This window comes from Paenibacillus plantiphilus, assembly GCF_927798095.1.
GTDB lineage: Bacteria > Bacillota > Bacilli > Paenibacillales > Paenibacillaceae > Paenibacillus_Z > Paenibacillus_Z plantiphilus.
The window spans coordinates 14,503-35,510 of sequence record NZ_CAKMMF010000016.1; the positions used below are offsets into that span (position 1 = coordinate 14,503).

19 protein-coding genes are annotated in these 21,008 nt (G+C 54.4%); 2 read left to right on the forward strand and 17 right to left on the reverse strand.

What is annotated here, in order from left to right:
- Position 1: 1 nt before the first annotated feature.
- The 12 genes from L6H65_RS14775 to L6H65_RS14830 all read right to left on the reverse strand — a co-directional run bounded on the left by L6H65_RS14775 (position 2) and on the right by L6H65_RS14830 (position 14,455).
- Positions 2-1,114 (reverse strand): carbohydrate ABC transporter permease, encoded by a 1,113-nt coding sequence (locus tag L6H65_RS14775; protein ID WP_236343373.1) that lies wholly within the window; start codon positions 1,112-1,114, stop codon positions 2-4.
- Positions 1,104-4,094, reverse strand: a complete 2,991-nt coding sequence (locus L6H65_RS14780) for an extracellular solute-binding protein (protein ID WP_236343374.1) — start codon at positions 4,092-4,094, stop codon at positions 1,104-1,106. The genes L6H65_RS14775 and L6H65_RS14780 overlap by 11 nt, the downstream gene beginning before the upstream one ends.
- Positions 4,095-4,118: 24 nt before the next feature.
- Positions 4,119-5,225 carry an ABC transporter ATP-binding protein gene (locus tag L6H65_RS14785; RefSeq protein ID WP_236343375.1) on the reverse strand — a complete coding sequence of 369 codons (1,107 nt, stop codon included), beginning with the start codon at positions 5,223-5,225 and terminating at the stop codon, positions 4,119-4,121.
- 107 nt (positions 5,226-5,332) lie between these two features.
- Positions 5,333-6,712 carry an ABC transporter substrate-binding protein gene (locus L6H65_RS14790; RefSeq protein ID WP_236343376.1) on the reverse strand — a complete coding sequence of 460 codons (1,380 nt, stop codon included), beginning with the start codon at positions 6,710-6,712 and terminating at the stop codon, positions 5,333-5,335.
- A gap of 300 nt (positions 6,713-7,012) precedes the next feature.
- A complete protein-coding gene (locus L6H65_RS14795; protein WP_236343377.1) occupies positions 7,013-7,609 on the reverse strand; it encodes a thioredoxin family protein in 597 nt (198 codons plus the stop codon).
- Between the two features lie 262 nt (positions 7,610-7,871).
- The gene (locus tag L6H65_RS14800; protein WP_236343378.1) at positions 7,872-9,248 is read right to left on the reverse strand and encodes an ABC transporter substrate-binding protein; all 1,377 of its coding nucleotides are present in this window, start codon (positions 9,246-9,248) and stop codon (positions 7,872-7,874) included.
- 52 nt (positions 9,249-9,300) lie between these two features.
- Positions 9,301-9,642 carry a 4Fe-4S dicluster domain-containing protein gene (locus L6H65_RS14805; protein ID WP_236343379.1) on the reverse strand — a complete coding sequence of 114 codons (342 nt, stop codon included), beginning with the start codon at positions 9,640-9,642 and terminating at the stop codon, positions 9,301-9,303.
- Entirely contained in the window at positions 9,639-11,267 is a 1,629-nt protein-coding gene (locus tag L6H65_RS14810; RefSeq protein WP_371877699.1) for an FAD-dependent oxidoreductase, read from the reverse strand. The genes L6H65_RS14805 and L6H65_RS14810 overlap by 4 nt, the downstream gene beginning before the upstream one ends.
- 203 nt (positions 11,268-11,470) lie before the next feature.
- On the reverse strand, positions 11,471-12,106 hold the full coding sequence (locus L6H65_RS14815; protein WP_236343381.1) for a nitroreductase family protein: 636 nt from the start codon (positions 12,104-12,106) through the stop codon (positions 11,471-11,473).
- 734 nt (positions 12,107-12,840) lie between these two features.
- Positions 12,841-13,488, reverse strand: coding sequence for a response regulator (locus L6H65_RS14820; RefSeq protein WP_236343382.1), 648 nt, complete (start codon positions 13,486-13,488; stop codon positions 12,841-12,843).
- Between the two features lie 123 nt (positions 13,489-13,611).
- Positions 13,612-13,941: a hypothetical protein gene (locus L6H65_RS14825; protein ID WP_236343383.1), complete on the reverse strand. Its 330-nt coding sequence runs from the start codon at positions 13,939-13,941 to the stop codon at positions 13,612-13,614.
- Positions 13,931-14,455, reverse strand: a complete 525-nt coding sequence (locus L6H65_RS14830; RefSeq protein ID WP_236343384.1) for a redoxin domain-containing protein — start codon at positions 14,453-14,455, stop codon at positions 13,931-13,933. The genes L6H65_RS14825 and L6H65_RS14830 overlap by 11 nt, the downstream gene beginning before the upstream one ends.
- Positions 14,456-14,590: 135 nt before the next feature.
- Here L6H65_RS14830 and L6H65_RS14835 point away from each other — a divergent pair, with 135 nt between their 5' ends.
- Positions 14,591-16,006, forward strand: coding sequence for a PepSY-associated TM helix domain-containing protein (locus L6H65_RS14835; protein WP_236343385.1), 1,416 nt, complete (start codon positions 14,591-14,593; stop codon positions 16,004-16,006).
- 15 nt (positions 16,007-16,021) lie between these two features.
- Positions 16,022-16,525 carry a FixH family protein gene (locus L6H65_RS14840; RefSeq protein ID WP_236343386.1) on the forward strand — a complete coding sequence of 168 codons (504 nt, stop codon included), beginning with the start codon at positions 16,022-16,024 and terminating at the stop codon, positions 16,523-16,525.
- Between the two features lie 117 nt (positions 16,526-16,642).
- Here the strand turns inward: L6H65_RS14840 and L6H65_RS14845 are convergent, their stop codons facing one another.
- From L6H65_RS14845 to L6H65_RS14865, 5 genes are read right to left on the reverse strand one after another with little or no spacing between them, the layout of a single operon-like run.
- Positions 16,643-17,383 (reverse strand): ABC transporter ATP-binding protein, encoded by a 741-nt coding sequence (locus L6H65_RS14845; protein ID WP_236343387.1) that lies wholly within the window; start codon positions 17,381-17,383, stop codon positions 16,643-16,645.
- The gene (locus tag L6H65_RS14850) at positions 17,376-18,197 is read right to left on the reverse strand and encodes an ABC transporter permease (RefSeq protein WP_371877700.1); all 822 of its coding nucleotides are present in this window, start codon (positions 18,195-18,197) and stop codon (positions 17,376-17,378) included. The genes L6H65_RS14845 and L6H65_RS14850 overlap by 8 nt, the downstream gene beginning before the upstream one ends.
- Positions 18,194-19,054 (reverse strand): nitrous oxide reductase accessory protein NosL, encoded by an 861-nt coding sequence (locus L6H65_RS26715; protein WP_307728349.1) that lies wholly within the window; start codon positions 19,052-19,054, stop codon positions 18,194-18,196. The genes L6H65_RS14850 and L6H65_RS26715 overlap by 4 nt, the downstream gene beginning before the upstream one ends.
- Entirely contained in the window at positions 19,051-20,388 is a 1,338-nt protein-coding gene (locus L6H65_RS14860) for a right-handed parallel beta-helix repeat-containing protein (RefSeq protein ID WP_236343388.1), read from the reverse strand. Before L6H65_RS14860 ends, L6H65_RS26715 begins: the two co-directional genes overlap by 4 nt.
- Positions 20,385-20,759 carry a hypothetical protein gene (locus L6H65_RS14865; protein WP_236343389.1) on the reverse strand — a complete coding sequence of 125 codons (375 nt, stop codon included), beginning with the start codon at positions 20,757-20,759 and terminating at the stop codon, positions 20,385-20,387. The genes L6H65_RS14860 and L6H65_RS14865 overlap by 4 nt, the downstream gene beginning before the upstream one ends.
- Positions 20,760-21,008 lie beyond the last annotated feature (249 nt).

Sequence of the window (21,008 nt, forward strand, 5' to 3'; positions counted from 1 at the left end):
CCTACTCATCCTCCTTCGATCCGAACAGACCCCAGCTTAATTTATTGGACACATACATCAATAGGAGCAGGAACACCGATATGGCCGCCGCATACCCCATCTCGAACCGGATAAATCCGAAATCGTCGATATGGTTAATAATCAGATGGCCCGCATATTCCGGCGTTGGATTCTGGCCGGACAGCTCCACGCCAATCGCACCGGTCTTGAAGGTCGTCACGATGGCCATCACAGCGCCGAACAGCATTTGCGGCTTCATCGACGGAATCGTGATGTACCAAATCTCCTGCAGTCGGCTTTTCAAGCCATCGATTCTGGCTGCTTCATAATAATCCTGCGGCACATTGAGCAGTCCCGCCAGCATTGCGAGGAATCCTACCCCCATGCTGGACCATAGCGTGACGACAATCATCGCATTCATCAGCAGCGAAGGATCTGTCACCCATAGCTTGGGGACGTCAATAAAGCCGATTCGCAGCAAAATGCTGTTGAGATAGCCGATTCGGTCGCCTGACAGCATCGGCAGCCAGACGATCGACATTGCGATGCCAATCGTCAGCGATGGCGTGTACATCGCCAAGGCGAACCACTTTCGCAGCCTTGCCGGAAGCTGCACGATGAGCCATGCCAGCAGGAAGGCGGCGACATAGCCGCCCGGGCCGACAATGAGCGCGAACTTGATCGTGTTGGGCAGCGCATGCTTCAGGAACAGAAGATCCTGCGAGATCAGGTACTGGAAATTTTGCCATCCGATGAATCTGGGCGATTCAATCGCATTGAAATAAGTGAAGCTGAGTGCCACCGCAGCCAATACGGGAATGGCGATGAATGCGACAAAGCAGAGCAGAAACGGCGTGATGAACAGATAGGAAATGCGATGCGCCCACATCTCGCGCAGCAGCCTTGCCAGACGGCGCTTCTGCTTCTTCGGCTTGGCCTCCGGGGCTTCTAGCCTCGTTGCTGTTGACGGCCCCACCACCGCCGAGTTCGTCGCTCTCGCCAAGCCCGCTGCCGCCGAGTTCGCCGCCAAACCCGTCATTTCCACGTCCGCTGGGTCCAGCTTCGTCATTTCTACCGTGCTGCGGGGGAGCAGCGGCGTTGCTTTACTTGACATAGCCGCTCACCCCTTCCCATGGCTTGTCGATAATCGGATATTCCAGCGACTTCAACGGCTGTCCGTTCTCATCCAGAAAGCCGAACTCCTGCTGCTTGCGGCGCAGCTCGCGATTGATATCGACGATAGCCTGCTCCAATGAGGAGCGGTAGTTCATGCCGTCCACAACGGCCCGCACCCATGCGTTGCCAAGCTCTCGGCCCATGAAATAGCCGCCCGGCGGATTCGCCTTGTCCTTGTACCACCGCCACTGCTGAAGAATGACATTGGCATCCTCCTTCTTCCACGGCAGACGGACGAACGCTTCAACATTGGCCGTATTCCAGCGGAAGGACACTCCGTTGATCGACTCCAGATCAGCGCCGTACCGTTCCTGCGTCTCGACAGAGATCCACCATTTGAGAAAGGTCCACGCCTCGTCCTTCTTATTAGAAGCTTCGAAAATAACGCCGGTCGTCTGCATGCCTCCCGCCCATCTGCTGATCGTTCCATCCGGCTGCTTCTTGCCGGGAATGACAGCAATTCCCCACCGTCCGTTCAGTTCAGGAGCGGCAGCAGCTAATTGCACATACATGTTGTAATCCGAAATGCCGATCGGCATCGCCCCGCTGCGAAAATGCTGATAGAAGCTCGGAACCTCGCGTTCGATCGCATACGTGTTGAACAGATTCGTCCATTGCTTGAACGCCTTGAAGCCCTCCGGCGCATCAAGCGCCGTCCGAAAACCGTCCGGTGTGAAGAAATCCGCGCCGTTCTGATAGATATAAGGGATAAACTCCCCCGGGTTGACGTAGAAGTTCTTGTCATACTGCTGCAGTGTCGGCAGCATCTCGTAGACATCCTCCCACGTATCGGGAATTTCCAGTTCCAGCTGGCGCAAAATATCCTTCCGATAATAGAGCACCTGGAACGATTGCGTCTCCGGCACAGCGTAGTACCCTTTGTCATAGTAGACCGGAAGCCATGATCCCGGGCTGAAGCGGTCATAGATGTCCCCGAAATCGGGGAACTGGCTCAAATCATGCACGCTTCCCCGAATGGCGTAATCGACCGGCAAATCCTGCGACAGGCCGAGCGCCACATCCGGCTGCAGATTGGCCGCATTGGACATGACGAGCAGTTGCGGATTGGGCAGCAGGTTCACCTTGACCCTGATCCCCGTCTCCGGCGTGAACAGCTCGTCGCTGATCTCCTGCAGCTGCGTCACATAATCTCTGCCCCGCTGTACCCACACATTCAATTCCTTGTCGTCCATATCCGAGAGACTGTCCCGCGTATCGAAGGATTCGGCAAAATTATTGAAGATACCGATAATTTCCTCGCCGAGATTGGCTGTCATCTTCGGAAATTCCGCGCTGGAAGGCGCAATATAGATTTCATCCAGAAGGAGCGGCTGCTTGTAGAGATTGACGACAAAATTGTTGATCTTCTCTTCAATCGAGCCAATCTCATCCAGATGATAAGGAATCTCGTCGGCTGTATTCAACAGCGCCTCAATATCCTTGGCTGACGTCAAAAACCCTTCGCTCGTGCTGTCCTCTCTTCCGTTGGCCTGCTCCATAGCTTCCGACAGCACCTTCAGATTGGCGGCAGCTATACGAAGCCGCTCTGTTAAATCGGGCAAATCCCGCTCGATATCCCATGTCCGGTTCATATCCTTTTGCCCGCCTGTCAGGGATAAGAGGTCGCGCTTAATGGCTTGGAGCAGGAAGGACAGATTCTCAATCCCCCTGACAATCGGACTGACTGTAGAGTGGGTCAAAGCCATGGACAGCGTATGCGTGCCCTTCTCCAGATAGAGCTCATAGGGCTCTCCATGCTCATCCTGCAGCACAGTACCCGTCCAATCTGCATCATAAGGAAAACGGTAGGCAAGGAACTCCTTGAACGGGACCTTGCCGTCCATCATAATCGTACGGAAGGAGGCCTTCTGGGCGAACCGATTCTGCTCCGTGCGCAGCGCCACCTTGTACAATCCCGACTCCTTCACCTCGAAGGACCAGGCAATTTCCTGCAGCGGCCAATCCCACCTGACGCCTCCGACCGTATTGTAGGTAATGCGTCCCTTCGCAAGCGGCACGGTGCGCGGGTCCCGATCCGAGAACATCTGAATCGACGGATCATTCTTGAAGGTCATTTGCTCAGCCTGCAGCGTCAGTACCTCACGGTTTGAGCCCCCGGAGGAAACCGGATAATGCGCGGCCACCTCCGCATACGGAGCGGGCGATACCGGCGGCACGAAACGAATGTCCTTCAATGCGACCGGCTCGAAGCCCTCCAGCCGCAGAATGTGCGTGCCCTTCTTGAAATGCCACAGCAGCGGCTCCGCATAGGCTGCTCCCGAATCGAAGACAGGCTTCGTCCGCCATGTCGATATATCTATGGAGGTCGGGCGAATCTGATCGCCGTCCTCATTGGTTCGCACCTCGCCCTTATCCCGCCATTCTCTGAACAAGGTAAGCGACGACGTCTCGCGATACGGCCTCTTCCCATCTACCTTGGCATCCCATACGATGGGACGAGTCCAGCCCTTGCCAAGGAGCGGATGGTACGTAACCTGCATTTCATATAGCCCGTCAGCAGGTATGGCCAGCTCATACTCAACCCAGCTTGTATCCGTTGTCTCCCAGATCAGAACATCGCTTTCCCCTTCATAAGCACCTGTGCGAAACTGCGTCTCGTCCGATTGCCGCTTAGGCTTGGAAGCATCAATGACAACCTCCCTCTTGGCAGCAGCGATTCCCTGCTCCCGCCAGCCCTTCAGCACATCCGCATAGTAAGGCTCGATGTCAGGCTGCTGCAAATCCGGGTCCGTCCACGATTGAAAGCCGGCAGCCAGCCGCTCCGGATCGATGGACGCTGCTTGCACAGGCTTCGCATCATTCGACTTCCACAAACCCCAGCCGGAAATGATGAATACGACAGCAATAAGAATGACAGCTATCCGCTTGGAGCGGGAATGGAATGGTGGAATAGACACGTTCAGCGCACCTCTCTCTTACAATTATGCAAACCGGACACCTGTGTCCGGATGGAAGAACAGCGCCTTGGACATATCAGGGACGATCCGCAGAGGCTCATCCTCCACAGCCCGGATATGAGCTTGAACACGCAGGACAAGCAGACGCTCCTGACCAATCTCAAGATGAAGATAGCGATCTGCGCCCATCAGCTCATCAAGCTTGAATATGCCGGTTATAACCGCATCGGAGTATAGTCCTTCCAGACTGATATTCTCAGGACGAATGCCTAACGTTACGCGCTTGTCTATCAGCCCATGGCGCTCCAGCATCGCAGCGATGTCCTGCGGCAGCGGAATGGCAAAGCGCGACGTATGAAAGGCTAGACGACCCGTCGGTTCCTTCTGAATTCTGCCCTCGATGAAGTTCATCTGGGGAGAGCCGATGAAGCCCGCAACGAACGTGTTTGCCGGGGTGGAATAGACAGCTTCGGGCGTGTCGATCTGCTGGATCAAGCCATCCTTCATAACGACAATCCGATCCGCCATCGTCATCGCCTCCACTTGATCATGGGTGACATAGACAAAGGTTACGCCCAGCGTTTTATGCAGCTTAATAATTTCCATCCGCATCTGTACGCGCAGCTTGGCATCCAGATTGGAGAGCGGCTCATCCATCAGAAAAACCTGCGGAGAGCGAACGATCGCGCGTCCAAGCGCAACGCGCTGCCGCTGCCCGCCAGACAATTGGCTCGGCTTGCGATCCAGATAAGCGTCAAGCTCCAGCGCCCGCGCCGCCCGGCGGACCGATTGGTCGATCTCGTGCCGGGGCAGCTTGCGGAGGCGCAGACCGAAAGCGATATTTTCAAACACGCTCATATTGGGATAAAGCGCATAGTTCTGGAACACCATCGCAATATCGCGATCCTTGGGGGGCAAATCATTGACAAGCCTGTCTCCGATATAAACCTCCCCTTCGCTGATTTCCTCCAGACCCGCAATCATGCGGAGCGTCGTCGACTTCCCGCAGCCCGACGGTCCGACGAAGACAAGAAATTCCTTGTCCTTGATCTCCATATGGAAATCGCTAACGACCGCATGCTTGCTGCTGCTGTATCGTTTGTAGACGTGATTGATGAGAATCGTAGCCACTGTCATGCACCTCCAAAGCTTTTACGTTCAGGAGCCGTCATTAAAGCCCCATTGGAAAATAGAAAAGGCCATCCGCATCCCTGCTCAGACGACCTTTTCCGATACCATTAGCGTGTCGTTTGAAGCGTCTGTAGTTCCTTGTTGACGTTGTCCTCTGCTTCGCGGATTGCCGTATTCACATCGATACCCTCCAGCGCAATGCGCTTTGCTGCCCCATCGACGAACTTGCGAACATCCGATTCGAACTCATGCGGCTTAATGACCTTGCGGGGCTCGGTTTTGAATATGTTCTCAATCTTCTTGCCCTGCAGCACCGGAATGTCTGCACCGTACAGCTTCTCCAGCTCTTCGTTCTGGATCGTCGGTATGCGCCCTGTTCTTGCCAGCTTCTCCTGCACCTCATCGGACAGCACATTGGCGATCACCTGGAACGCTTCATCCTTATGCTTGCTCGTCTTCGTTACAAGCAGCGCATGCACGTTGGCCGATCGGTTGGTCCCGAGGTTCTCCGTAAAGTTCGGGAACGGCGCGAAGTCCCAGTCCAGCTCAATGCCCTGCTGCCGCAGCTCCTCCAGCGGACCGATGAGATGCGCGAGATTGAAGGCAAGCATGCCGAGATTCTGTTCATTGAAGAAAATATCATCATCATTCGCATACTGATAACGTCCGTCAGCGCCAATATAGTTAGGAACCTCATAGCTCTTCTTGAGGACATTGAATACCTTCAGCCAGCCCGGATTCGACGTCAAGGTCGACTTGCCTGTCGCAGGGTCCAGAATGTTAAGATCCAGTCCGGTCGAAATATTCCGTGGCCCGTTAACATCGAAGCCGATAAAATCAACGCCGCCATCCTGCTTCGTCACCTGCTTGCCCAGCTCGATCACTTCATCCCAGGTCGATTGATCGTCCTTCGGATAAGAAACTCCGAATTTATCGAAGATCTCTTTGTTATAGAAGAGCACCGGCAAATTCAGCGACAGCGGCAGCACTGACAGCTTGCCCTCCGGCGAATAGGTCTTGATCGTATCCAGCACGACAGGCTTCAGCCGGTTCAGGTCGACGCCATATTTTTCGATGTAAGGCGTTAAATCCTCCACCAGATCAAGCCGTTCATAGTCGCTCGTAGCAGCCGTCGTGGATGCGATAATAATATCCGGCACGGTCCCCTGCGTAATGAGCGGCTCGATCTCGACATCCTCCGGCGCCTCAACCCACTCCAGCGTAATATGCGGATATTTCTCCTTGATCGCATCCGCCAGATAGGCGTTAAACTCGGTTTCCGTTACCGTAATGCCGGCTCGCAGAACCTTCAAGGTGACAGGCTCCTGCTTGGCGTCGCTGCCCGCTTCTCCGGCTTTCGCGTCCTGCCCTTGTGCTGCGGCCTTGCCATTATCGTTAGCTGCGCCTTGTCCGTTTTTGTTTCCTTCGGAGCATGCAGTCAGTACAATCATCATCATTGCAATTGCCACTATCGTTAGTTTTCTCATAGAAGTTCCCCACCTTATTTTTGTCGAGTTCATAGAAATAAAAAAAGAGACGTACTTCATATAGAAGTACATCTCCGTTTTGTACGGTCGATTATACATTTCATATTATTCATATAGATTTAATTGGTTTTAAGGTTCCATCATCCTATCATTCGGTTGAGAGGATGTCAATTTATTTCTCATTTCATGTTTCTCATTCGTCCTCATTCGCCTGTCGGGTACAGTCTGGACCTCGCAGCCTCTGTTCGTTCTGTCCGCTCTGTCCGCTCTGTCCGTTCTGTTCGTTCTTTATACCGATCCCTATACGGACTGCGGCAGCACGAGATCGCACGCTTCTTCCGGCATCCAGCGTTTGTCCTTGCCTTCCCACTTCACATTGCAGCCAATCGGGTTCGTAATCTCGACGCGAAGCGGACGGGCGGCCAAATAATCCTCCAGCGCATTGTCCAGATCGTTCACCGTAATGTTCGCAGCATCCTTGGGCGAATCGACTGCACGACCTGTATAAATCAGCTTGCGATCCCCATCGAATACGTAGAAATGCGGCGTTCTAAGCGCACCATATGCGGTCGCAGCCTCCTGCTTCTCATCATAAACGTAAGTCCACGGAAATTGATGCTCCTCGATGCGCTCTACCATTTTCTCATAGGAATCATCCGGATAGGAGGTCGCGCTGTTGGAGCTGATCGCTACGAAAGCGACGCCTTGGGGCGCAAATTTGTTAACTGTAGCCCGCGTCACCTCATCCGATCCTTTAACAAATGGACAGTGATTGCATGTAAACCATACGACCAGCGCTTTCGCGCCAGCGAAATCCTGAAGTCCGTAGAATTCTCCGTCTGTCGCCTTCAAGTGGAAATCCGGCGCTTGCTCGCCAATTTGCAGTGTGTATGCCATTCTTCTACCAACTTCCTCTCTGAATTTAAAATAAAAAAGGAGACATGCCCATAGAAGGGGATGTCTCCGGTTTACCGGTGGAATCAGCCATAACTCATAATATCACACTATTCCCACCTGTCAAGTATGATTTATAGACCTATTGATTCACCGTCCAATCCAACTGTCGCTTGTCCGCATCAAGCATTCAGCATTCAGCTCGGCAATCGATCGATGCGGCAGATGACTCATTCGTTGAACGCCTGATCGCATTTCTGGCATGCTAGGATTTTGTTTTCTCCAACGTTTCCAAGTCCTTGTCGATCCGCTCCTTTGCCTTGCGCAGCGCACTGTTGACGTCCAGCCCATGCAGAGCGATTTCCCCCGCTGCTTCGGTTAAATACTTGGTGATTTTGCCCTCCAGAATGTTGGGGGTGTGAGGCGTCCGCGGCTCTGCTTTGAAAATATTGCCCAGCGTCTTCCCCTTCAGCACCTCGATATCCGCGCCGTATTCCTGCTCCAGCTCAGGGATGTCCAGAACCGAGACGCGCCCATTGCGGGTCACGATGCGCTGCACCTCCTCGGAAAGCATATAATTCATGACCTGATAGGCCTCATCCTTATGCTTGCCAGCCTTGGAGAGCGTCATGGAGTGCACGTTAATTTCGATGCTTGAGCCAAGTGCCTCCTTGAAGTTCGGATGCGGGGCAAAATCCCAGTTCAAGGTCACGCCCTGCTTGCGCAGCTCCTCCAGCGGACCGACCAGCTGGGCGAGATTATGGGAGTACATCGCCAGATTCTGATCGGTGTAGAAAATATCATCCTTTTCCGTCCACCGATAATGATTATCCGGACCGATAAAGCCCGGAATCTCGTACAGCTGCTTCAACGTTTCGTATACTTTGACCCACTCGGGAGAGGTGATGGCAGCACGATTCGTCTTGGGATCGATAACATCCAGCGACAGTCCGCTTCCCAATCTAGCCGGGGCCAGATCGATGCCGATGTAATTGACACCGCCGTCGGTTCTCGTGAGCTGCTTGGCAATGCCTAGAATCTCGTCCCATGTCTTCACGTCTTCGGGATACGCAACCCCGAATCTGTCGAAGATGTCCTTGTTATAATAGATGACCGGCAAATTAATCGAGAACGGCAATTGATTGCTTCCGCTTCTCAGCTCTGTGGCATCGGCAACCGTCCGCTTCAGCCGCCCATCGTCGTACCCGAACTTCTCCTTATAGGGGGCAAGCGGTTCAGCGAGCCCGGCCTCATCGATTGCCTGATAGCTGCCGCCGAATATAATATCCGGGACGATCCCTTGCGTCAGCAGCGGCTCAATATCAGAGCCCTCCGGCACATCGATCAGCTTGACCGTTATATGCGGGAATTTCTTCTGCACCGGTCCGTTGAAATAATGCTCGACCTCCGTCTGCGTCAGCGTAATGCCGCCCCATTTGAACAGCAGCAGTTCAATGGGCTCCTTCTTCTCCCCCGACTCTGAGTCGGCATTGCGGGCAGCGCCGTTCGCCGCCGTCCCTGATTCCGCATTGCTGCTGGCGCCGCCAGAGTTGGATGCCGCCTGCGAGCAGGCTGTCGCAATTAATGCGGTTAACAGAATGGCGATTACTGCGGGATGAAGCTTCATCTTCGTTTTTTTCATATTCTCTCCAAGCCTCCGTATCCGTTTCGTATCATATCGTATTTTCTCCCCATCAAGCTCGGCCTGGACGTATGCGGCGAAGAACAGGTGTAGTATCGTAGCTGGCCATGGAGTCGCCGCCATTCCTTCCCCACCCGATCGCCGAACGCCAGCTGCCGAGCAGCCCATTCTCGATCAGCTTCGCTTCATCCACACTTACCTTCTCATCCGCATGATGGGCAACGAACAGCGCATCAGCAGGACAATACGCCTCGCACATGAAGCAGGTCTGGCAATCCTCCTGCCTCGCAATGACCGGAATGCCGTCATCCCCTGTATCGAATACAAAGGTCGGGCATACCTTCACACATATATTGCAGCTTATGCAGCGATCTCTACTAACCAGCTCGATCATAACGGCAGCGCCTCCTTCACGATGACTGGCGGTGTGACATGGCTGGAATAAGGAGGCACTATCTCTGCAGCGACCCTAATCTGTTCGAAGCCTGAGACGAGAAGGCGGTGGGCATAGGCTGGATTCTCCCCCGGGTACTCTGCCAGCAGGTGCAGCCCCCGCGACTCCCGCCGCGCCAGCGCAGCCGTATACATCCAACGCGCTGATGCAGCCATCGCGGCAAGCTCACGAGCCCTTACACGTCCCTGCACCGACGGCGGAACTTGCCCCTTCACCTGAGGCCAGAGGGAATGGAGCCGCTGCAGAGAGGCCTGCAACACCGGCTCGCTGCGAAAATAGTTAATATGAAGCGGAAACATCTCGCTTTGAATACGCTCGACGCCGCCTGCTAAATCAATGGTCTCACTGGAATCCGCAGTATGCGGCAGCCCGTAACGTCCCGCCGCCTCCGGCTCCCGAAGATTCGCCGGCTTGGACTGCTTCCGTGCAAAATCCGCCGCTCCCTTGCCGGACCATGTCCCCGAAGCGATTGCCCACGAAGCATTGTAAGCGCCGCCGCCGGATTTGGCCCCGGCCGTCTTCTCGCGGGAGGCTGCATCGCCCGCCGCATACAGCCCCGGTACAGTCGTAGAGCAATCCTCGCCGACGATCCGAATGCCGCCCGTTCCCCTAATCGTTCCTTCATACCGCATCTTAAGCGGAAAACGCTGCGAGAACGGATCGATGCCGGCCCGATCGAAGGGCAGGAACCAAACCGGCGTCGATTTGCGGAGAATATCCTTCTTCTCCTCCGTATCCGCCAGCGTAAGCTGGGCATAGACTGGGCCTTTAAGCAAATGCTTCGCGAGAAAATCTCCCTCGCGCGGTCCTCCGGCATGCAGAAGCTTGCCTCCCTCATCGTAATAAGACGCCCAGCCCAGCATCCGATTGCGGGTAACCGTGCCGAAAGCCGCCGTCGTGGCATACTGCCGGCTGAACTCCATGCCCGACAGCTCCACGCCCAGCTCTGCCGCCATAAGCAGTCCGTCTCCAGTCTGCACATTGCAGCCCAGACCCTTGCTCAGAAATGCGCAGCCGCCGGTGGCGATGACGACAGCGTTGGCTCTGACCTCCCACGTCCCATCAGCCACGCGGTTAATGCCGCGAGCTCCGGCAACGCCATGCTCATCCACAAGCAGCTCCTGCGCCGGAAATTGATCCCATATTTTCACGCCAGCCTTCAAGACGACCCGGCGCATAATAGCCATATATTCGGGGCCCTGCATATGGGCCTTGAACAAATTCCCGTTGTCATCAAGCGGGAATTGGTATCCCCACTTCTCCATCAGCTCAATATTAAGATAAGCCTGCTCCATCAATCGATGGACCCATGGCGCTTCTGACAAATAGCCGCCGCCCTTGTAGCGCTCCTCAACATTCTGCGCCCGTTTCACCGGATCTGGCGGAACGTATAGAAAATTAGTGCCGCCAGGAGCCGTTGCGCCGCTGGTGCCGAGATAGCCTTTGTCAACCAGAATCACTTGCGCCCCGTGGGAAGCCGCACTCCATGCCGCCCATGCGCCCGCAGGACCTCCCCCGATAATAAGCACATCTGCCGTTGCCTGCTGTCCTTGTTCTACTGCCACTAGCGCTGCCCCTCTCATAGAAAAAAGAGACGCACCTCGTATAGAAGCGCATCTCCGATATAAACGGTCGATAAGCAAAATAATTTTTCTGCACCACGCGCGCCTCCCGGCGTGCGGTGCCATCACGGTACGCGGTGCTCAGTCACACATCGGCGGTCAAACCTCGTGCGGCTCTTCGATCCCAGCTGCTGTCCGCGACGCGATTAGACCTTCGGCACAATAGGAAGAATGCTGTCCGCCAGCGGACGTCGGCTGTTGGGCTTCTCCTGCTCATGAAACTCAGGGTCGAGCGTTTCCTTGTCCCCGCGATAGCCCAGCGCAATAACAGCATGAAGCTGGATTTGCTCCGACACTTGGAGCAGCTCGCGGGCAGCGGCTTGATCAAAGCCGCCCACAGCCCGTGTAGACAGGCCGAGAAGATTCGCTTGATAGGCGATAGCAGCCCAAGCGGCGCCCGTATCGAAGGCATGTGTATTCAGCGGCTCCCCGCTTTCTCTTACTGTAACCGAGCCGATCAGAATAAGGACAGGCGCGTTCACCGTCCACAGCTGGTTGCGCGGGCGAATGAAGCTTTGGAAGGCCGCATGCTCTTCCGGCAAGCGAGCTACATAGAACCGCCAAGGCTGCTGGTTGCCGCCAGACGGCGCCCATCTCGCCGCTTCCAATACCGTGAACAGCACCTCGTCGCTAACCGGCTTATTCACTGCATAGGATCGAGGGGACCAACGGTTCAGAATGAGCGGATGAACGGGATAGTCAGGCTGTCTGCTTGCGCTTGCCTCCTCATCGTATTGAAGTCCTTCCAGGTGTTCGAGCAGGTTGCGCAGTGATTGTGTCATTTGCCATTACTCTCCTTCTCCAAATAAAATAAAAAGGCACTCCTCTAAAATATAGAAGACTGCCTCCGTTGGTACGGTAGCTGATCAATGGAACGGGATGCCTCATTAGCTATCGCTTCCCTTGATCTATTATATTGCTTATTGATAAGGTTATATCGTTTATCCGAGTATGTCAATGCGAATTATGAGTTATTTGATTTTTCTAAATAAAGAGGGCTTAAGAAGCGGTCAAGGGAACGGAGGATCATCCTTCCAGCTTGCCACGCACAGCTTATTCTTGCTGAACAATGCTGAACAAACACGCGGATGCTTTTCCGATCACTGTTGTACCCGGATTTCCTGATGATTAGAGGATATTTGTTCGCCAGCTATGCTAATCGAGAGATAATGACAACGGATGTGCAGCATTAGCCGTTTGCTACCATCTCCGTTACTGCGTTACTGCAAAAATACAGTTAACATCGCTAAAGGTGACCATTTCAAGCGACTTACCTGCAAATGTACATCAAAAAAGCAGGAAAGCACCGCATACGCTGGATACTGGTGATACTTGGTGTATTTTTGTAGTAAACCCAGCTAATATAGGATTGTTTTTGATCAGAAACTGTATTATTGCAGTTGTGTGCGAATTGGTAGCGTTCAGTTGGAGTTGCAGTATCCAATGTGGCCTGTTTGATCTCCGTCATGGACAAGCCGCACTCCGCCGTCGACTTGGCTGGCTTACGCTGGTTCCGTTATCTATTTCCCATCCACCCCTTCTCATAAGCATAACGAGCCAATTGCACTCTATTTTCCAAATGCAGCTTCTGAAGAATATTTTTCAGGTGGTTCTTCACTGTATGCTCCGAAATATCCAGCGTATTCGATATGTCCTTATTAGACATCCCCTTGGCTACAAGCTCCAAAATCTCCCGCTCCCGATTCGTGAGCGGGCTACACTGGTCCGTGCCGTTGTCAAACTGCGAGAACTCCTTCAGAATGCGGAAGGCCAATTCGCGTGTCATCGGCGCTTCGTCTACGGCAATCGCCTTTAAATATTCATGCCACGATTCTGGCTTCAAGTTCTTCAACAAGTATCCTTGCGCACCTTTCTTCAGTGCATCGAATAAATGCGCAATATCGCCCGAAACTGTGACCATCACAACCTTCACATAAGGATACTTGTCCTTCAGCCGTTTCGTCGCCTCCAGTCCGTCCATTCCGGGCATCTGAATATCCATCAGTATCAAATCAGGCATCCACCGCTCGGTCAAGGCAATGGCTTCCTCCCCGCTTCTTCCTTCCGCCACCACCTCAAAGACAGGATCATCGTCCAGAATCATGCGAATGCCTTCTCTGGCATCATCACTATCGTCCACAATCAATACACGAAATCGCGACATCCTGTACCTCCACCTTTCGAATCCTAATTGCTGCCCGAGCTCCGAGCCGGAACTACCCCGCTCCTGTGCCACGTTTTCCGCCGTTTCCCCGTTCCCGCCACCGCAGCCGTAGCCGCTCTGCTTTTACCAAGGCCATGAGCTCGGGATGATGCCCAAGCTTTCCTGCATTTTGCTCCACAAGGTTTGTGCAGCTGGCTGCATCAGCTTCAACGTACACGTCGATTCCGGCTGATAGCCCTTCTCCTTGGCGTTCTTCCATGTTGTTTCGGTCAAATAATTACTTGCGCTCGATTGCTCGAAGCAAGGCGGTGCGATGTATACCTCGAACGTATGATCCAGAATAATTCTCAGATCATCTGGCGGCCCAGAAGAAACCGGAACCAGAAAACAGAATAGGGCGAGGATGCTTGCAAAACCTCCACCCAGCAGCAGCCGACCACGTTTAGTCAACATCGATTCGTTCCATCAGTCGAAAAATATCTGACATCTCGCTCAGTTCTCCCTCATGCCTCTCCATAATGTTGCCGCGCTCATCAATCAGCACCGTAAGCGGCAGGCCAACCGCGCGGTATTGCTCCATCATCTCGCCCTTAACATCAAGCAGAATCGGGAATTCCAGCTCATACCGGTCTGCGAACTTCCGCACGGTTTCCTCGTCTTCCCCCAAGTTGACCGCAACCATTTCAACATTCCTCAGCTTATAGGCCTCGTTCAGCAGAGGCAGCTCATTCACGCATGGATTGCACCAGGACGCCCATAGATTCAGAAGCACCCCTTTCCCCTTGTAATCCGCCAGCCTAACCTCTTGCCCGCTCATATCGCGCAGCGTAAAATCCGGTGCCGGATCTCCGACCGAAACGGATACGCGCTGTTCCGTCATCGCTTGCACAACAGCATAACCAATCCCGACGACAAGCATGAGGATCAGAACACCTTGCATCCATGGCGAACGCATTACATTTTTCATATGTCATCACCCATCGCTCACAAATTTGCCATATCTACCTGGTTCACTAACTCCTAAGAGTCATATGTTTTTGGACCCTGCTGAATTTATAATAACAGTCGTGCAATGATCAGATGATGCTAAGGAGTCGAACCCATGAATGCAATGCCTGTTGAAAAGCTAGCCCCTCCCGCCCCTGAATCCGGCAAATCTCCGGGCTCCCGCTTATTCCCCGCTCTTTATCAATCTGTATGGAGGTGGCATTTTTACGCTGGCGTTTTGTTTGCGCCATTGCTCGTCATTCTCGCCTTCAGCGGTTCGGTGTACTTGTTCAAGCCGCAGATTGAAGGCTATTTGTACAAGGATATGCTGAGCGTAAGCGAGGTTGGCGCTGCCTCGCTTACAACCGACGAGCTGATTGCCAAAACCGTACGCGCGTATCCGGGAACGACGATTTCCTCGATCACATTACCAGACCAACCCGATGCAACTATCAAGATGGCTGCCAGCCGGAACGGCACCTCAACAACGATGTATGCCGACCCGTATACCGGCAACATCACCGGCATGTTGAACAGTGACAAAACCTTCGCCGCCTTCTTCAAGAAGATGCACAGCGAGCTGGTTGTCGGCGGCACATGGGCGAACCGCCTCGTAGAGCTGGCCGCCTGCTGGGGTGTTATTCTGATCGTAACCGGCCTATATTTATGGTGGCCGCGCAGCAAATCAGCGATCTGGGGCACGATCCTGCCACGGCTCGGCAATCGCGGAAGCCGCCAGTTCTCGCGCGACCTCCATGCCGTCCCCGCCTTCTGGCTGTCGATCTTCATTCTCATTCTGATCGCTACCGGCCTGCCCTGGTCCGGCGTGATGGGCGGACAGATCGATCGGCTGGCGAATGCCACGAATTCGAACTATCCGCCTTATGCTCTCGCCTTCATGGCTAAGCCGGAATCCGTCACAGTCGCCAAGGATGTCGCGGATGATCTGCCTTGGGCGGCGGAGAACATACCGGTTCCCCAATCGATGGCAGGCAGCTACCTGACTCTCGGCATTCAAGATATCGTCGGTATCGCCGACAAACAGAACGTGAAGCTGCCGTATACGATCTCAATGCCGCGGGGCGAAACCGGCGTGTATACGATCTCGACCGCGCATGTGAGGCCGGGGAACAGTGCCACCCTGCACATTGACCAATACAGCGGCGCCGTGCTTACCGACGTTCGATTCGCTGATTATGGCATAATGGCTAAAATGATCACGTTAGGCATCGCTCTGCATGAAGGGCGGCTGTTCGGCCTTGCCAATCAATTGCTTGGCCTTGCTGCCTGCATGGGGCTGATTCTCATTGCCGTCAGCTCCTATGTCATGTGGCGCAAGCGCAAGCCGGACGGCAAGCTTGGCGCCCCCGGCAAGCCGAAGGACAAACGGGCCACTATCGGCGTCTTGGCGATCATGCTCATTTTCGGCGCGCTAATGCCTCTGGTCGGATTATCCATCATATTTGTTCTGCTGCTGGAGTGGCTCGTTATTCGCAGAATACGGCCGCTCAAACATTGGTTTTCAGTTTAGGAGGAGAATAATGAGATGATGCCTATTACGAAACGAAATGCCGCGAGAGCGCTTATCGCTATATTGCTGAACGCCCTGCTGAGCGGATGCACAGCCAATGTCAACTCAACAGATGAAAGGGGATTGCTTCCCCATCTGACCGTCGACTTGCAAATACCGGAGCAGTTGCAAGCCGGAACAGAGGGCACGTTTACGATGATTGTCCACCAGAACGGCGAGCCCTTCGAAGCTGCCGCCGATAGCGCTGCATTCGAAATCTGGCCGGAAGGACAGCGCGAGAACAGCATCACGATTCCCGGCAAGCTGGACGGCGCAGGCGTGTACACCGCCAGCCCAACGCTGGACGTCGGAGGAATATATGTGGTCCGGTGCCGCGTCTCTTCAACAAATTACGAGGTTATGCCCTCCAAACGCTTCGCCATTGGCGAGGAAGCTGTGAATCATCTGGCCATGCTGGAAGAGCAAGCATCCTCCGAAGATTCTGCTCCAGACAGCGGAGACGGAGGGCATCACCATTAAGAATGAATGCGTTGGAGAGGCGTGGTCGACCGACCGCAGTCATGCAGCTTCGCATCGCGCGTTGGGAGTTGCGCGCGGTGGTGCGAAGCTCTGCTCTGCAGCGCGCCTCTCCCCATACTAACTCCTTCGGACAGCAGCTTCCGGAATGCCGGGCAGCTCCAAAAAAGCATTCGACAAGCCCGCTCCGTCAAGATGCTGACGAATGTCTCCCCCCGCGCCATCCAGCACAATATGACCGCCTTGCAGAAAGACGATCTGGTCGGCTAGCGCCTCCGCTATGTGAAGCTGATGGGTTGAAAAGAATACCGTTTGCCCGTCCGCCGCTGCGTTGCGGACGAGCTGCATAAACGTCTCAATCCAGTAAGGATCGAGGCCGTTGGTCGGCTCGTCCATAACGATGAGCGGCGGCCGTGCAAGCAGCGCTTGTGCAAACAGCACCCGCTGCTGCATCCCTTTAGAGAAGGAAGCGACGGGTTTCGGACCGGTATGCTCCAGCCCGACCTCGGCCAAAGCTTCGATCGCCCGAACTTTTTCAAGTCCCTTGAGCTTGGCCCAGAACGTCATCGTCTCCATGGCGGTCAGACCGGCGCTGAAGCGGTAATCGTCAGGCATGTATCCGATCAGGCCCGCGTAACGCTTGCGGTTGTCCCTCCAACGCAGGCCGTCGATTGTTATATCCCCCCGTGTAGGCTGCAGAATGCCGACCAGCATGCGCAGCAGGGTGCTTTTGCCGGCCCCGTTCCCGCCGCACAGCGCAATAACCGCTCCTCTCCCTGCATGCAGGCTGACTTCCCCGATGATGGTCTGTCCCTTAATCGCTTTGTGAACACGTTCAAACCGGACGAACGATTCAGACACGTCTTCTCCCCCTTTCCCACAGCATATGGGCTATACCCAAGGCAATGCTGGTCCATAAAGCCGCAACCAACAGAAATGCCGGTGTGCCAGACGGCTTGCGAATCCATAGTATCCAATCATAATACTCCGGCCCCAGCATAGAGCCTCCTCCCAGCTTTACCACTGTGAACAAACGGGTAAGCTCTGCGGGATTCAGGAAGGTCAGCGCGGTCAAGACCGGCTTGATCCATAGATAGGGCATCATTCCAAGCGAGGCAATCAGGACGGGAGGCCAGGCGATAATTGTGAAAAACCAGACCGCCACCGCAACCGTCAACGCTTGCCAGCGATTCCGGGACAATGCGCCTGCCACCATGGAAACAGCGAGGAACAGCAGCGCCAAGCAAACGGAAAAGGCCAGCAGCTTCGCATATGTCGGGAAGTCAAAGCCTCCTCCAGCAATCCAGCCGGCCAGCCCGGTCAAACCAAAGCCCAGCGCGACGATCACCAGCAGCACGACCGCCAGTCCGATATATTTGCCTAGCAGAAACGCCCATGTACCCAGCGGATAGGTTGATAGCAGCTCCCAATTGCCATCCTCCTTGTCACCCGTTAATGAGAAGGAGCCCAGCGTCAAGGTCATCAGCGGCAGCAGGTACAGAACGAGATTCAGCATCGTCCCAGTTACACCGGAGTAGCCTGTCGCGTACCCTTGAGCGTTAATGAGGAGCAGGCTCAGCATGAATAGAGCAAAAAGGGCCATGAAAGAATAGGCCCACGGATTGCGAAATCCAATTTTCACCTCTCTTACAGCCACATGAAAGCTTGAACTCACGATGAATGCCCCTCGGAGCCGCCGCCATCGGAGGAATGGCCGGATTCGCCGTCGCTATCGCTATGACCGCCTTCTGCTCCATGACCGGACTTGTCGTCGCTATGACCGCCTACCGCTCCATTCCCCGACTTGTCGTCACCCTGTTCGCCTTCCGCTCCTTGCCCAGACTTGTCGTCACCATGACCGCCTTCCGCTCCATGTCCCGACTTGTCGTCACCCTGTTCGCCTTCCGCTCCATGCCCAGATTTCCCGTCACCATGACCACCTTCTGCTCCATTCCCCGACTTGCCGTCATCATGATCGTCTCCTGCTCCATTCCCGGACTTGTCATCACCATAGTCGCCTTCCGCTCCATGGGAATGGCCGTCCATGCCTCCCATATCCATCATGTCGCGGTTCACTTCCCAGGAATGGCCGTCCAGCTCCTGCGCGGTCATAAGCTTGCCAGCGCCTTGCTTGTCAATAAACGCTTGCGCGTCGGCTTCCTTCTCGAATGAAACAATGCCGTAAGCCATTGGCGTTTTGTACGATGAATCATAGGCATAGTAGGCTTTCTCGTACTTAAGCCATTGCTTGCTGTGATAGTCCCGGACGAACGCGGCTCCTATCGTATCGTTGCCATTCTCCTTCTTCCATTCGTTCAAGCAGCCGATATCGTCGAATTTCAGCGCCTGACCATCTTTCGTAACAATTTGTGTGGCGTATTGATTATCCTTCACAGCCATTTTGCAAATGACGCAAATATCCGTCTCCTCATTAATTGCCTGCGGCTCGTAATTTTCCTCGCCGCAAGCGGCAAGCAGCGTCATCGACAGCAGCAGCAATGCTGCAAGCAGCCCGTTCCTTATTTTGTTCATATGCTTCTTCTCCTTGTCATTAATATCATCGCGCCCGCGCCGCCTAACAGCAGCAGTCCGGCAAGTCCGGTTGCGCTGCCAGACTGCCCCCTCTCCCCGACATGTTCCGCCAAATGCGGCGGAGCCATCAACGGTGCTCTATCCGTCGTCCACGACTGGCGCTCCGACTGATACAGCCCTTCCAGAAACATCATGCCGGGCGATTGGAAGAACAGCTGGAACGCCGGACGTTTCCCGGTCAAGCTCTGGAAAAACGGATTGATCGCATAACCGATATCGCTTCTTCCGTCCCCGTCCGCATCAATGCCCTGGAATGTGTCCCAATAATTGCCGTTCAAATCGTTGTCTGCGCTGCTTCTGGCCTGGGCATCCGCTACATTTCCCTGAAACCGATTGTTCGAAACCCGATTGTCGTTGGATTCCAGCAGTTGAATGCCGATAAAGTTGTAGCTGATTGCATTGCTCTCGATCCGGTTGCCCGTTGATAATTCCACGTACAGCCCTACACGATTGCCTTCGACTGTGTTGCCTGCTACCAAAGTATCGTGCGCATCGTACAGCAGAATGCCTTGCGAATTGACATTCTCATTTTGCTTCATGAAAGTGTTTGTGCTTATTTCCACATCTCTGACCGCCATCACCATCGCCCCGGTCACGTTCAGAAGCCCCTCATTATCCCTAATTAAGGTCCCTCGGGTGTACATGCAGTGAACCCCGTATCGGGAACGCTCAATCCGGTTGCCAGTGACCGTCGTGTCGTCGCTGTTCTCCAAGTAAATTCCGTCATGCACATCGCGGATCGCGTTGCCGTTCAATCGGACGCTATGCGAGTTGTAGAGGTCAATCCCATTGCCCTTGTCGGCCATGCGGACATCTGCCGCCCCCCACTCGATGGTTGTGCCGCTCACTTCCCCTTCATCGGCATTCCGCATCACGATTCCATCCGAACCGGTTCGGATCAGCAGCCCTTCCAGCCTGACCCCACCGCTCGTAACGAGGACCGACGGTGATTCCTTCACAGCTTCATCGATAATATGCAGACCGGCAACAAGTACCCCGCTGGCTTCGATCTTTAGCGCCGGCTCCTGACTCCTGTTCAGCAGCGTCACCGTTCCCGCGCGCGCAGCCTTCAGAATGATCCCCTTGCTGATCGTCAACGGTCCTTCGTATATGCCCGGTTCCAGTTGAATCGTATCGCCCGGCAGCGCCCGATCGACAAGCTCCTGCAGCTCATCGGCCAATTCGGCCGCTGTGATTGATACTGGGCCTAGCCCTAAGCACAATCCCGCGAGCAAGACGACCGCCGCGATCCACCGGCAAACGCCGCCAATCATTGCACTTCCACCTGCTTCTTTTTCGTGATATGAAGATCATCTACGTACAAGTGAAGATACACATCGTAAACCCCCTTCTCCGGGAACGTGAACTTGCCGTTAAACAGCCCATCCCCTTCATTGGAAGCGTCAAAAAGCTCCGGCCGATCACCCAAACGAACATCGAATGTGACGCTAACCTTGTCCGAGAATGAAGCTCCTGTAAAAGCAGCCCTCAGCTCGACCGGACTTCCCGCCATGGCTGGCGCGGGCTCGGTCGATAACGTTGCATCAATCGCTGCCGGGTCCATCGGTGGCTGCTCGCCCGAGCATGCAGTCAGCATGCTGAAAAGCGCGGCTGCTGCCACTACGGCCCTGATTGCTCGCATCATTTCGTCACCACCCCTCTGTCAGCTTGTAAACGAACCCATTATATCAATGGAGTCCACTTCGTCCCATGACTCTATCGGGCTATATGGCACTCAATTGAGCCATTTATTTTGACAAACTGGCAACAAATTACCCGCCGCCCGGATATACCGCCTCGACCATGCTGACAATGCCCAATCAAGCAGTCGGCTGACCTTGAATAGCCCTATGTAGTCATAGAAATGCGGCAGGAAGTTATGTACAATGAAGCG

Excerpts from the sequence above, each read along its gene's own strand:
- L6H65_RS14775 (WP_236343373.1), bottom strand. The coding sequence starts at position 1,114 with ATGTCAAGTAAAGCAACGCCGCTGCTCCCCCGCAGCACGGTAGAAATG.
- L6H65_RS14790 (WP_236343376.1), bottom strand. The coding sequence starts at position 6,712 with ATGAGAAAACTAACGATAGTGGCAATTGCAATGATGATGATTGTACTG.
- L6H65_RS14795 (WP_236343377.1), bottom strand. The coding sequence starts at position 7,609 with ATGGCATACACACTGCAAATTGGCGAGCAAGCGCCGGATTTCCACTTG.
- L6H65_RS14800 (WP_236343378.1), bottom strand. The coding sequence starts at position 9,248 with ATGAAAAAAACGAAGATGAAGCTTCATCCCGCAGTAATCGCCATTCTG.
- L6H65_RS14805 (WP_236343379.1), bottom strand. The coding sequence starts at position 9,642 with ATGATCGAGCTGGTTAGTAGAGATCGCTGCATAAGCTGCAATATATGT.
- L6H65_RS14815 (WP_236343381.1), bottom strand. The coding sequence starts at position 12,106 with ATGACACAATCACTGCGCAACCTGCTCGAACACCTGGAAGGACTTCAA.
- L6H65_RS14820 (WP_236343382.1), bottom strand. The coding sequence starts at position 13,488 with ATGTCGCGATTTCGTGTATTGATTGTGGACGATAGTGATGATGCCAGA.
- L6H65_RS14825 (WP_236343383.1), bottom strand. The coding sequence starts at position 13,941 with ATGTTGACTAAACGTGGTCGGCTGCTGCTGGGTGGAGGTTTTGCAAGC.
- L6H65_RS14830 (WP_236343384.1), bottom strand. The coding sequence starts at position 14,455 with ATGAAAAATGTAATGCGTTCGCCATGGATGCAAGGTGTTCTGATCCTC.
- L6H65_RS14835 (WP_236343385.1), top strand. The coding sequence starts at position 14,591 with ATGAATGCAATGCCTGTTGAAAAGCTAGCCCCTCCCGCCCCTGAATCC.
- L6H65_RS14840 (WP_236343386.1), top strand. The coding sequence starts at position 16,022 with ATGATGCCTATTACGAAACGAAATGCCGCGAGAGCGCTTATCGCTATA.
- L6H65_RS26715 (WP_307728349.1), bottom strand. The coding sequence starts at position 19,054 with ATGAACAAAATAAGGAACGGGCTGCTTGCAGCATTGCTGCTGCTGTCG.
- L6H65_RS14860 (WP_236343388.1), bottom strand. The coding sequence starts at position 20,388 with ATGATTGGCGGCGTTTGCCGGTGGATCGCGGCGGTCGTCTTGCTCGCG.
- L6H65_RS14865 (WP_236343389.1), bottom strand. The coding sequence starts at position 20,759 with ATGATGCGAGCAATCAGGGCCGTAGTGGCAGCAGCCGCGCTTTTCAGC.